This is a genomic window from Nocardioides sp. (assembly GCF_047607185.1).
Taxonomy (GTDB): domain Bacteria; phylum Actinomycetota; class Actinomycetes; order Propionibacteriales; family Nocardioidaceae; genus Nocardioides.
On the sequence record NZ_JASGDQ010000060.1, the window covers coordinates 23,310 to 35,523 of the forward strand.

12 protein-coding genes are annotated in these 12,214 nt (G+C 69.7%); 2 read left to right on the forward strand and 10 right to left on the reverse strand.

The window, feature by feature from the left end:
* Positions 1–66: 66 nt before the first annotated feature.
* Entirely contained in the window at positions 67–1,914 is a 1,848-nt protein-coding gene (locus QM595_RS06275; protein ID WP_415170677.1) for a fibronectin type III domain-containing protein, read from the reverse strand.
* A 117-nt stretch (positions 1,915–2,031) separates the two neighbouring features.
* On the reverse strand, positions 2,032–3,201 hold the full coding sequence (locus QM595_RS06280) for a HupE/UreJ family protein (protein ID WP_415170678.1): 1,170 nt from the start codon (positions 3,199–3,201) through the stop codon (positions 2,032–2,034).
* Positions 3,202–3,419: 218 nt separating this feature from the next.
* On the opposite strand from QM595_RS06280, the gene QM595_RS06285 reads away from it, so the two are divergent.
* Positions 3,420–4,115: a hypothetical protein gene (locus QM595_RS06285; RefSeq protein WP_415170679.1), complete on the forward strand. Its 696-nt coding sequence runs from the start codon at positions 3,420–3,422 to the stop codon at positions 4,113–4,115.
* A 158-nt stretch (positions 4,116–4,273) separates the two neighbouring features.
* On the opposite strand, the gene QM595_RS06290 is transcribed toward QM595_RS06285, so the two are convergent.
* The 6 genes from QM595_RS06290 to rpsB form a co-directional block, all read right to left on the reverse strand.
* Positions 4,274–4,630 carry a hypothetical protein gene (locus QM595_RS06290; RefSeq protein ID WP_415170680.1) on the reverse strand — a complete coding sequence of 119 codons (357 nt, stop codon included), beginning with the start codon at positions 4,628–4,630 and terminating at the stop codon, positions 4,274–4,276.
* 87 nt (positions 4,631–4,717) lie between these two features.
* The gene (locus QM595_RS06295) at positions 4,718–5,590 is read right to left on the reverse strand and encodes a phosphatidate cytidylyltransferase (RefSeq protein WP_415170681.1); all 873 of its coding nucleotides are present in this window, start codon (positions 5,588–5,590) and stop codon (positions 4,718–4,720) included.
* Positions 5,591–5,604: 14 nt separating this feature from the next.
* Positions 5,605–6,159 carry a ribosome recycling factor gene (gene frr / locus QM595_RS06300; protein WP_415170715.1) on the reverse strand — a complete coding sequence of 185 codons (555 nt, stop codon included), beginning with the start codon at positions 6,157–6,159 and terminating at the stop codon, positions 5,605–5,607.
* 32 nt (positions 6,160–6,191) lie between these two features.
* On the reverse strand, positions 6,192–6,905 hold the full coding sequence (gene pyrH, locus QM595_RS06305; protein ID WP_415170682.1) for a UMP kinase: 714 nt from the start codon (positions 6,903–6,905) through the stop codon (positions 6,192–6,194).
* 196 nt (positions 6,906–7,101) lie between these two features.
* Complete coding sequence (gene tsf / locus QM595_RS06310) at positions 7,102–7,911, reverse strand: translation elongation factor Ts (protein ID WP_415170683.1); 810 nt, start codon at positions 7,909–7,911, stop codon at positions 7,102–7,104.
* Positions 7,912–7,944: 33 nt separating this feature from the next.
* A complete protein-coding gene (rpsB, locus tag QM595_RS06315) occupies positions 7,945–8,916 on the reverse strand; it encodes a 30S ribosomal protein S2 (RefSeq protein ID WP_415170684.1) in 972 nt (323 codons plus the stop codon).
* Between the two features lie 364 nt (positions 8,917–9,280).
* On the opposite strand from rpsB, the gene QM595_RS06320 reads away from it, so the two are divergent.
* The gene (locus QM595_RS06320) at positions 9,281–9,946 is read left to right on the forward strand and encodes a M23 family metallopeptidase (protein WP_415170685.1); all 666 of its coding nucleotides are present in this window, start codon (positions 9,281–9,283) and stop codon (positions 9,944–9,946) included.
* Between the two features lie 124 nt (positions 9,947–10,070).
* On the opposite strand, the gene QM595_RS06325 is transcribed toward QM595_RS06320, so the two are convergent.
* Positions 10,071–10,982, reverse strand: coding sequence for a tyrosine recombinase XerC (locus QM595_RS06325; protein ID WP_415170716.1), 912 nt, complete (start codon positions 10,980–10,982; stop codon positions 10,071–10,073).
* 60 nt (positions 10,983–11,042) lie between these two features.
* Complete coding sequence (gene dprA, locus QM595_RS06330) at positions 11,043–12,176, reverse strand: DNA-processing protein DprA (RefSeq protein ID WP_415170686.1); 1,134 nt, start codon at positions 12,174–12,176, stop codon at positions 11,043–11,045.
* Positions 12,177–12,214: the final 38 nt, after the last annotated feature.

Genomic DNA, 12,214 nt, shown 5'->3' on the forward strand with positions numbered 1-12,214 from the left:
GGGCCGGCGCCCTAACCGGCGAGGGCCCCGGAGTCGAAAGACTCCGGGGCCCTGCCAGGTGCTGCGTCAGAGCTTCTCGAGCTGCTTCTTCAGCTTCTTGACCTTCTTCCGGAGCTTCTTCACCTTCGCGGTGTGGTGCTTCTTCTTGGCCTTCTTGATCTTGGCCTTGATCTTCTTGATCTGCGCCTTGATCTGGGCGGCCTTGTCGACGGCCGGCGGGGTGACGACCGGCGCCTTCGGCCCGATCAGGGTGAAGTTGTCGATGACGGCACCTGGCGTCTGCAGGTGGTCCTTCTCGGAGGCGTACGCCGGCCGCTGGTCGCCCAGAGCACACAGCTCGGTGTCGCCGTAGGTGGTGCCATCGGCCTTCGTCCGCTGGCCCGACTTGTTGTAGCGGACCGCGGAGTTGGTCAGGTCGGCGCAGGTGCCGGTCGACAGGTCGGTGACGACCAGGTCGGTGCCCTTGACCTCGACCTTGATGTACGACGGCACGTACTGCTGGCTCTCCACCGAGTTGGCGTAGTGGCGGGCCTGGTTGGCGTCGTTCTTGGCGTCGGGGAACTGGGTGTCGGCCGGATAGTCCGAGCGCTCCGCGGTGTCCGGAACGGTCAGGTCGTAGAACTTCGAGCCCGAGGCGGAGTTGGCGGTCACGTAGATGACCCCGCCAGGGCCGGGCTCGACGGTGGTGGCGCCGGGCTGCTCGGCCGAGTTCGCCTTCTGGCCGTTCTTCAACTCATAGCTGCGGGAGTAGGCGTGGTCGTGGCCCTGCAGCACCAGATCGACGCCGAGGTTGGAGAACTCCGTGGTGAAGTCGGCGGCGCGCTGCTTGTTGTCGGCGTCGTTGGCGTGGTCGGCGGGCGAGTAGATCGCGTGGTGGTAGACCAGCACCTGCCACTTGGTGCCCGCGCCGTAGTTCTTGATGACGTCGGAGACGTAGGCGACGTGGGCGGCGTCCGAGCCGTTGTCGTAGGCGTTGGAGTTCAGGTCGATGAACAGCACCTCCTTGTACTTGAACCAGTAGTCGCCGCCGGGACGCAGCGTCGGGTCACCGTTGAAGAACGCCGAGTCGCTGTCGAGGTTCGGCGGGAAGAAGTGCTGGTGGTAGGCACGACCGGCCGCGGCACCCGATCCGTTGACGGTCCAGCTACCCTCGTGGTTGCCGATGGTCGGCGCCCAGGTGTACTCCTTGAGCACCGGGCTGATGGTGGCGGCCTCGGCCAGTTCGCTGGCCGGATCGGCGTCCGGGTCGGCCCAGTTGCGCCAGTCCCACTCGTTGTTGGCCGACTCGACCTGGTCACCGCCCGAGACGAGCAACTCGGTATCGCCGTCGTGATCGGCGAGGTACTTCAGCGTCTGCGCCCAGCCCTGGCCGTCGTTGTGGGAGTAGCCCGAGGAGCCGATCTGCGGGTCGCCGAAGAAGGCGAACTTGAAGTCCGGGCTCGCGGTGCCGGTGGAGAAGGTGTAGGTGTCGGACCAGGCGGTGCCGTCGGTGGCGCCCACCCGGTAGGTGTAGGTCGCGCCGACCTCGAGGTTGTGCAACTCGACGTGCGAGTTGTAGTAGCCCTCTTGCTTGGTCGGCGAGGCGGTCGACCCGTCGTCGTTCTTGCGGGAGTCGACGTCGGAAGTGTCGGCGATGGTGTTGGCTGTCGTGGTCGCCGCGATCTTCTTCGCGGTGGTCTCCTCGAAGGTCGCCCCCTTCGAGATCTGGAGCTGCTGGGCAGCGCCCGACGGGAAATACCACGAGATGACCTTGTCGGTCTGCGTGGCGCCGACGCCGAGGATGACGTCGATCGGCTCATCGCCAGCAGCGTTGGCCTGCGTCAGCCCGAAGACGGTCAGACCGGCGGCCACGGTCGCAGCGCCGGCGCCGAGGGCGATGGCCCGGCGCATCGCCGGCAACTTGTTCAACTTCATGAAGGTCCCTTCACCGAGTGCACCATGGAAGAACTGGTCTCCCCGAACCTCCCCGAGGTCGGTGAACCCTCGGCAAACCGCACGCGACGCTACGGCCGCTCGATTCTCAACACTTTCTCAGCCGAGGATGCGCTGGAAGAACCAGACCAGTCCCGCGATCGACACCCCGACGGCGACCAGGCCGGTCAGCCATCTGGCGAGCCCGGGCGCGGTACGACGCAGCAGCACCAGGATCGGGAACACCACCGCGATCAAGGCCAGCTGCACGGTCTCGATGCCGACGTTGAAGACGACCAGCGACCACAGCAGCGACCACGACCAGGCGTAGTCGATGCCCAGCGCCCCGGCGAAGCCCAGTCCGTGCACCAGCCCGAAGCAGAACACCACCGCCAGCCGCGACCAGCCCGCCCGGTCGAGCGCGAAGTGGCTGGTGCTGGTCGTGTCCAGGTCGAGCACGCGGTCGCGTCGTCGCCACAGCAGCCAGAGGTACCAGGCCGCCGTCGCCGCGATGGAGAGCGCGATCAGCGGCTCGACGATCCCGGAGGAGACGTGGACGAGGCCGAAGGCGGCCAGCACCAGCGTGGTGGAGTGCGCCAGGGTGAACATCGAGGCGGCCAGCACCACCTCGCGCAGCCGGCGGGAGCCGACGATGAGCGCGGTCAGGAAGAGCAGGTGGTCGAGACCGGTGAGCAGGTGCTCGACACCGAGCCGGTAGAACTCCCAGAACCGCCGCTCCCAGGACTGCTTGGTCGAGAAGGACTCGTTGCTCGCGTCCAGGGCTGCGCTGCCGGTGCGGTCGTCCAGCTCGTAGGTGACGATGGTCTTCGCGTCCCGGACGTAGCCCTCGGAGTCGGGGAACAGTGAGGAGCCGATGACATGGCCCTGGCGCAGCACCTCGGCGTCCTCGTCGTGCGGGCAGGCGTAGTCGAGCGTGATCGTCGCGTAGGGGACGCCCTGGTCCTGGTTGAGCGCGACCGAGAGGTCCGGCTCGAGCGTCGCGGTGCAGTCGTGCCCGCCGTACGTCACGCTGAACCGCTGGGTGACATAGGCCAGCAGCGAGTCCCGATGGTCGGCGATCGCCTGCTCCATGCCCGGATAGTCGGCGTCCTCCCAGGCGGGCTGGCCCTGCTGGTAGAACGGGTCGTCGCCCTGGGTGTCAGCCACCGAGACCAGCATCAGGTCGTACTCGAGGCCGAGCTCGGCCCTGACGTGGTCGGCCCGCGGGGCCGTGACGTCGACATAGGTGACGGTGGTGAAGCCGTGTGCCTGAGCCGGCTGGCAGGTCATGAGGAGGGGGGGTGAGAGCCGCAGCGGCGAGCAGGGCGGCGCCGGCCTTCCGGCACCAGTCGAGCGAGAACATCGCATCTCCTGTGTGGGGTGGTCGGGCGCAGAGTTTCGTGATGGTCTGAACGAAGGACGAACACCCGCCCAACACCAGCCGAACCGGCCACGTAGGCACCCGGCCGTGCCGTGATCGCGGTCGACCGGTCGGGTACAACTACCTCGTGTCCTTCCGCCGCCGCGTCCTCTCGGCCCTTCCAGCGGTGGCCCTCACCGCGCTCGTCTCGGCCGGCTGTGGTCTGCTCGGCGACGACGACCCGCACCCCGGCTTCGTCCCGGTGCCGCAGGCGGAGGGCTCACTCAAGCCGGGCTTCTGGAACCCGAGCGACCCGCCGACGCCGGAGGCCACTCTGACGCCCTCGCCGGGCTCCTGGGAGGACATGCGCCCCAAGCCGGGCTACCGGGTCGCGCTGGTGGTCGACGGGGTCTCGTCGACCACCAGCGCCGAAACGACGGCACTCCGCGCCGGGGTCACCTCCTGGGCGGAGTCGGTCGAGGCCGAGGTGACCGAGTTCGTGGTCACCGAGCACGACGGGTACGTCGTACAGATCCAGGGCGCGATCGACGCCGAGCCCGACCTCGTCATCAGCGTCGGCGACGGACTGGTCGATCCGATGGCGCTGGTGACGGCCAGCAACCTGGAGACCGAGTTCCTCATCGTGGGGGCCGAGATCGCGGAGCCCACCGAGAACGTCACCGCCGCGGACTGGACCGGCGCGGCATTTCGAGGCGAGGGCCTGGGGAAGCCGGACTCCTACGATCCGACGTCCTTCACTCCCGAGCGGATCGGCCGTGCCGTGCGGGCCGGCGTGGCGGCGGTGCTCCACAGCATCACCGGGATCGTGGTGTGGGTGGACTAGTAGGCTGTCGCGGCTAAAGCGCGTGGTAGCGCGGTGTCCGGGTGCGTGCCTCGCAAGGTGCCGGCGCGAAGGCAGGCTGGTGGCCTGTCGAGCGTCGGCAACGCCGCGAGGTGCGTGCCCGGGCGCCGCGATAGCAGCGAATTAGCCGCGACAGCCTACTAGGAGATGGCGACCATGATCTGGAGCACGACCCAGCCGACGCCGAGGACCACGACGGCGGTGGCCGCCATGCCGAGCGCGAAGTAGAGGCCGAAGCGGCGGCTGTGGTGCCGGGCGACCAGCGCGATCGGCACGACCAGCGCCAGCAGCACCAGCGGGAACAGGTCCTGCACGGTGTGGCGCGGCAGCGTCGCCTCAAGCAGGCCGGCGAAGAGGGCCGGCACCAGCAGCACGAAGGCCAGGCCGGAGAAGAAGCCGGTCAGCGGGGTGAAGACCGGGTGCTCGCGGTGCCACCAATCGGGGCCGTGGTCGGCACCGGGACTGACCACGGCGGTATGGGAGAGGGCCGGCTTCACGTCGTACTCCTCGTCGTTGAGGAACGCTGTCGGTGACCGACTCTACGCCTCGGCGGCGCCGAAAGCGCGCTGGACAGCGCGAAGCGACTAGAAGACCGCGTAGTGGAGCAGCAGCCAGATCGGGGCGATGGTAGCGAGCAGCGAGTCGAGCCGGTCCATGATGCCGCCGTGGCCGGGGATGATCTGGCTCATGTCCTTGACACCGAGGTCACGCTTGATGACCGACTCGCACAGGTCGCCGAGCGTGGCCATGACCACCGCGATCGCGCCGAGGGCGACCCCGACCCACCAGTCGCCGTCGAGCAGCAGGACGACCAGGAGCACGCCGGCGACGATGGTGAAGAGCACCGAGCCGGCGAAGCCCTCCCAGGTCTTCTTCGGCGAGATGACCGGGGCCATCTTGTGCTTCCCGAACAGCACGCCGGCGTGGTAGCCGCCGATGTCGGAGGCGATGGTGACCAGGACGAAGGTGATGATGCCCTTGACGCCGTCGTCGATGCCGGTCTGCCTCCAGTCGCCGCCCTCGGCGAGCATGAGCGCGACGAAGGAGCCGAGGAACGGCAGGTAGACGAGGGTGAAGACCGAGGCGGTGGCGTTCTTGACGTAGCCGTCGACGCCGCGGCGCAGCAGCCAGAGCATGGTCACCAGGGCGGTGACGGCGGTGGCGGTCACCAGGGCGTCGGTGCCCCAGAGGTAGGCGACCAGCACCATCACGACGCCGCCGGCCATCAGCGGCTGCTCGGGCACGTCGATGCCCTTGGCGAGCAGGCCCTTGTGCAGCTCCCACACCGCGAGTACGACGGCGACGGCGACGATCAGCATGAACGCCGTCTTCCACAGCAGCAGCGAGAGGGCCACGGCCGCGAGGATGACGACCGCCGAGATGATCGCCGCCTTGAGATCGCGGCCGGCCCGGCCGTGGTCCTGCTTCGGCGCGGCGGCCGCTTGGTTGTCGGTCATGGGGAGAGGCGAGGTCAGACCTCGAGCAGCTCGGCTTCCTTGTGCTTGAGAAGGTCGTCGATGACGTCGGTGTGCTTCTTGGTGAGGGCATCGAGTCGCTTCTCGGCGCCGGTGACGTCGTCCTTGCCGACCTCGCCGTCCTTCTCGAGTCGCTCCAGGCTCTGCTTGGCCTTCTGCCGCACCTGGCGCACCGCGACGCGGCCGCCCTCGGCCTTCTCGCGGGCCTGCTTGATGTAGTCCTTGCGCCGCTCCTCGGTCAGCTCCGGGAACACCGCGCGGAGCACCTTGCCGTCGTTGGACGGGTTGACGCCGAGGTCGGAGTCGCGGATGGCCTTCTCGATGTTGGGCATGGAGGAGATGTCGAACGGCGCGATGGTGATGACCCGAGGCTCGGGGCTGGTGAAGGTCGCCAGCTGCTGGATCGGCGTCGGCGAGCCGTAGTAGTCGACGAGCAGCTTGTTGAAGACCGACGGCGTCACCCGGCCGGCTCGGATGGTCGCGAACTCCTCACGGGTCGCCTCGACGGACTTGCCCATCTTGTCGTCGGCCTCGTTGAGGATGTCGTTGATCACCGCAATGCTCCTGTGTCGTTCCTACGTCGTCAGCTGGCGCTGACGAGCGTGCCAATCTTCTCACCCTGCACGACGCGACCGATGTTGCCGGGGGTGGAGAGGTTGAAGAAGACCATGTCCATCTTGTTGTCGCGCGCCATGCTGATGCCGGTCGCGTCGGCGACCTTGAGGTCGCGGGTGAGGTAGTCGTCGTAGCTCAGCGTGTCGAACATGACCGCGTCCGGGTTGGTCTTGGGATCGGAGTCGTAGACCCCGTCGACGCCTTGCTTTCCCATCAGGATGACCTGGCAGCGGGTCTCCAGGGCCCGCTGCGCGGCCACGGTGTCGGTGGAGAAGAACGGCATCCCGGCACCGGCGCCGAAGATGACAACGCGACCCTTCTCCATGTGGCGGATCGCCCGCCGGGGGATGTAGGGCTCGGCGACCTGGCCCATCGTGATGGCAGTCTGCACCCGGGTCTCGACGCCGTGCTTCTCGATCAGGTCCTGCAGCGCCAGGCAGTTCATCACCGTGCCGAGCATCCCCATGTAGTCGGCGCGGGCGCGCTCCATGCCGCGCTGCTGCAGCTCGGCGCCTCGGAAGAAGTTGCCGCCGCCGACCACGATGGCGACCTGTACCCCGGACTTGGCCACCTCGGCGACCTCGCCGGCGATCCGGTTGATCACGTCGAGGTCGAGGCCGACCTCGCCGCCGCCGAAGACCTCACCGGAGAGCTTGAGCAGCACTCGCTGGTACGCCGTCACGCCGTTGCCTCCCTGTCGTGATGTGTGAAGGCCGGTCCGACGAATCTCGTCGAACCGGCCTTCATCATGAGTCAGAACCTATCGGGTTTCTGACGTGTTCGGTGCGTGCCCTGGCAAGACGGAGACCCGAAGGCGGCCTTGGAGCGAAGCGGGCCGTCGAGGGCCGACAACGCAGCCAGGGTGCGTGCCGAGCGCGTCAGGCTCCGACCTCGAAGCGGGCGAACCGCTTAACCGTCGTGTTGGCGGCGTCGAGCACCTGCTTGACCGACTTCTTCGGCTCGAAGACCGACTCCTGGTCGAGCAGCACGATCTCCTTGAAGAAGGCGCCGATGCGGCCCTCGACGATCTTGGCGACGGCAGCCTCGGGCTTGCCCTCCTCCAGCGTCTTCTTGGTGAGCACGTCCTTCTCCTTGGCGACGACGTCCGCGGGGACCTCGTCGGAGGTGAGGAACTGCGCCTTGAGGGCGGCGGCCTGCTGGGCGGCCTGCTTGGCGGCAGCCTCCTCGCCGTCGTACTCGACGAGGACCCCCAGGGTCGGCGGCAGGTCGGAGGCCTTCTTGTGGAGGTAGACGGTGGTGGTGCCGTCGAAGTAGGCGACCTGGCCGAGCTCGATCTTCTCGCCGATGGTGCGGGCGAGCTCCTCGACGGTCTCACCGACCGTGGTGGTGCCGAGGGAGACGGCCTTGAGGGCCTCGACGTCGCCGACCTTGTGCTCGTCGGCGGCCTTGGCGATCGCGTTGGCGGCGTCGATGAACGCCTGGTTCTTGGCGACGAAGTCGGTCTCGGCCTTGAGGCTGATCAGGGCGTTGCCCGAGGCGGCCACGAGGCCCGCGGAGGCCTCACGCTCGGCAGCGCGGGCGGCGGCCTTGGCGGCGCCCTTGACGCGGAGCAGCTCGACGGCCTTGTCGAAGTCGCCGTCGGTCTCGTCGAGCGCCTTCTTGCAGTCCATCATGCCGGCCTGCGTCAGCTCACGGAGCTTCTTGACGTCGGCAGCGGTGTAAGCCATGTGTCTTCCTTCGGTGCGTCGGTGGGCGGGAACTCAGGCCTGGGCCGGGGCCTCGACCGCCGGGGCCTCCTCGGCGGCGGCCTCGGTGCTGTCCTCGGCGGCGGCCTCCGTGCTCGCTTCGGCGCTCGTGTCCGTGCTCGCCTCGGCGCTCGGCGCGGTGGCCTCCGCCGGAGCCTCGGTCACCGGAGCCTCGGTCGCCGGGGTCTCGGTCACCGGGGCCTCGGCGCTGCTGGTCTCGAGCAGCTCGCGCTCCCACTCCGCCAGCGGCTCGGCCTCGGCGCCACCGGCCTCGGCGCCCTCGCCCGACTTGGCGCCGGAGCGGGCGATCAGGCCGTCGGCGACGGCGTCGGCGACCACGCGGGTCAGCAGGCCGACGGCGCGGATCGCGTCGTCGTTGCCCGGGATCGGGAAGTCGACCTCGTCGGGGTCGCAGTTGGTGTCCAGGATGCCGATGACCGGGATCTTGAGCTTGCGGGCCTCCTCGACGGCGAGGTGCTCCTTCTTGGTGTCGACGATCCAGACAGCGGCCGGGGTGCGACCGAGGTCGCGCAGACCGCCGAGGGTCTTCTCCAGCTTGTCCTTCTCGCGCTTGAGCTGGAGGAGCTCCTTCTTGGTGCGGCCGGAGCCGGCGACGTCGTCGAAGTTGATCTCCTCGAGCTCCTTGAGGCGGTTGATCCGCTGGTGCACGGTGGAGAAGTTGGTAAGCATTCCGCCCAGCCAGCGCTGGTTGACGTAGGGCATACCGACGCGGGTCGCCTGCTCGGCGATGGCCTCCTGGGCCTGCTTCTTGGTGCCGACGAAGAGGATGACGCCGCCCTTGGCGACGGTCTCCTTGATGAAGGCGTAGCTACGGTCGATGTACTGCAGCGACTGCTGCAGGTCGATGACGTAGGTGCCGTTGCGCTCGGTGAGGATGAAGCGCTTCATCTTCGGGTTCCAGCGACGGGTCTGGTGCCCGAAGTGGACGCCGCTCTCGAGGAGCTGGCGCATGGTCACGACTGCCATGATGTTGTTCTCCTGTTTTTCCAGTTGCCTGCACTGTTCGTGCCCTGGCGCTCACACGCAGCCCGACCCAACGCTGTGGGACTGGGGGCTGCGCCCGCGGGCGGTCGGCTCTCCGGAGGAGAGACGTCGCGGTCGGTGGGCGCGCGTAGTCAACCCGGGGTCGGGTTGCTTCCCCCAGCGTAGTCATCCACACCTCCCCACACCAATCGCCGAGTCGGCAGAAGTGCAGGTCTCAGAGCGCGTAGTCGGCAGAAGTGCGGGTCGCCGGGCCGAATTCTGTCCACAGGCGCACCTCGCGCGCGACTTCTCCACAGGCGGTACGTCGTCAGGTTGGCGCGCCCCTGCACGGGGGAGGTGATTGGTCATGGGTCTCATAACTCTCGTCACCGCCCTCCTGAGCCGGCTCCCCGGCCGTCTGCTCGTCATCCTGCTCACCGGGCTCGTGCTGGCTCCCGGCCCGGTGTCCGGGGCTGCCGGGGAGCCGGCTCAGGAGGGCGTGTGGCCGCTCTCCCCCACGCCGAGCGTGGTCCGGGGGTTCGACCCGCCCGATCGGCCGTGGCTGGCGGGGCATCGCGGCGTGGACCTGCTCGGCCGGGTCGGCCAGCCGGTGCTGGCGGCGCTGCCGGGCACGGTGAGCTTCGCCGGCCCGCTGGCCGGACGTGGCGTGGTCGTCGTCGACCACGGCGCCACTCGGACCACCTACGAGCCGGTGTCGGCGACGGTGGCGGTCGGCGATCCCGTCGCCGCCGGCCAGCGGCTCGGCAGCCTCGATCTCGCCGGATCTCACTGTCTGCCGGCCGCCTGCCTGCATCTCGGGCTCATCCGCAACGCCGATGACGTCTATCTGGACCCGCTCACTCTCTTCGGGCCCCGGCCGGTCCGGCTGCTGCCGCTGTGGCGCGACGAGCCGGCAGCGCCGAGCACCGGTGGGCTCTCCGGCGTGCCCGCCGACACTCGGGCCCCTCTCCGCCCGTCGTACGCCCGCTGGCTGGCGCCGTTGCAGAAGCTGCGCCTCATCCTCGAGCGGTGAGACGTCTCGCGGAGGCCTCGCTTCGAGGGCCATTCCCCGAGGGTCATTCCGGGCGACACGCCGCGACTACGGCGTGTCGGGGCACGGGAGCCCTCAGTCGTGGCCCCGGCATTCCCGAGAGTCGTCAGGCGCGGGGGTGGGCCTGACGGTAGGCGCGTCGAAGTCGGTCGCTGCTGACGTGCGTGTAGAGCTGGGTCGTCGCCAGCGAGGCGTGGCCGAGCAGCTCCTGGACAGAGCGGAGGTCGGCGCCGCCCTCGAGGAGATGGGTGGCGGCGGTGTGGCGCAGGCCGTGCGGGCCGATGTCCGGAGCGCCGGGCACGTCGGCGATGCGCCGGTGCACCAGGGTGCGGACCGCACGCTGGTCGATGCGGCCGCCACGGGCGCCGAGGAAGAGCGCCGGCCCGCTCGCTGCCCCGGTCAGTCCTGGCCGGCCGCGGACCAGCCAGGCGTCGAGCGCCCGCTCCGCCGGTCCGCCGTAGGGCACGGTTCGCTCCTTGCGGCCCTTGCCGAGCACCCTGACGACGCGACGGTCACGATCGACGTCGTCGATGTCGAGACCGACCAACTCGCCGACCCGGATGCCCGTCGCGTACAGCAGCTCCAGCATCGCGACATCGCGCAGGCCGATCGGCGACCCGTCGTCGGCGAGCTCGGCGGCCGCCTGGATGAGGGTGTCGGCCTCGTCGACCCGTAGCACCGGCGGGAGGGTGCGGTGCGCCCTGGGTGAGCCGAGGCCCGCGCCCATGTCGGTCGCGGTGCGGCCGGTGCGAGCAAGCCAGGCGGTGAAGACCCGCGCCGCCGTGGCACGCCGGGCGAGGGTGGTGCGTGCGCGCCCCATGGTCTGCTGCTTGGCGAGCCAACTGCGCAGCGTCCGCAGGTCGAGGTCGGTGATCTCGGTGAGGCCGAGCCGGCCGGCATGGTCGAGCAGCCCGGCAATGTCGCCGAGGTAGGCGCGCACGCTGTGATCGGTGAGGTCGCGCTCGGAGCGCAGATGGCGCTCGTAGTCGCCGAGCAGCCGCGCGAAGGACTCCGGCATCGCCTCAGGAGTCACATCTGTCACAGGCTTGAGTGTAGAGCGGTCTACCGGCCGGGGGCGTCATCCGGCGCGGGCGAGGGGCGTCAGCCGCCAGCCGGTGTCGAGGTAGACCACCAGCCCCGCCTGCTCCAGCTGGTCCAGACCACGCCGGGTCTCGACGATGCCGAGCCCCGCGGTGCGAGCGATATCGCCGGTCGGCGCCGGGACCCCGATCGGGACCGCATCGAGGACCTGTTGTTGACGGATGGTGAGCCGGTCGCGGCGTCGTTGCGGCGCCCGCTTCGGGGTGATCAGGTGCTCCCCCGGCCGGGCGACCGCCTCCAGCACCTCCTCCCCGGAGGTGACCAGGCCCGCCGCGCCGCTGCGGACCAGTTCGTGGACGCCCTCGGAGCGGGCGCTGGTCACCGGGCCAGGCACACCGAGCACGGGCCGGTGCAGCCGACCGGTCCAGTTGGCGGTGTTGAGTGCGCCGGACCGCGACGCCGCCTCGACGACCACCGTCCCGCGGGCGAGCGCCGCGATGAGACGGTTGCGGGCCAGGAAGCGGATCCGGGAAGGGGCACACCCGGGAGCCAGCTCGGAGACGACGGCGCCGTCCTCGGCGATGGCGTCCATCAGCGCGTTGCTGCCGGGTGGGTAGCAGCGGTCGAGCCCATTGGCGAGCACCGCGATCGTCAGCCCGCGGACCGCGAGCGCACCGCGATGGGCCGCCTGGTCGATCCCGTAGGCGCCTCCGGAGACGACCACCCAGCCGACCCGGGCGACCTCGGCAGCGATACCGGCGGCGGTGTCGACGCCGTACTGCGTCGCGGCCCGGCTGCCCACCACCGCCACCACGCGATCCAACCGGTCGAGAGGCGCGCCCCGGACCCAGAGGCCGAACGGCGGGCCGCTGCGCTCGGCCAGGGAGCCGGCACCGCGCAGGTCGTCCAGCCCGGCCGGCCACTCACCATCCCCCGGGACGACGAATCGGATGCCGAGCTTGGCCGCTCCTGCCAGCACTCGCTCAGGTCGGACCGTGGCCAGCCGCGGGCCCGCGGCGGTGACCACCTCGGCGGCCTCTCGGTCAGCGCGCAGCCGGGCCAGCAGCTCCTCGGCTCCCAGCTCGTCGACCAGCGTCCATGCGCGCGGGTCGCCCGGCTCGAAGACCAGGTTGAGGGTGAGGCGGGCCAGCCGCTCGGCGTCGTCACTCATGCACTGCCCCCTCGCTGCGCTCGGGGCCGGCACGACGC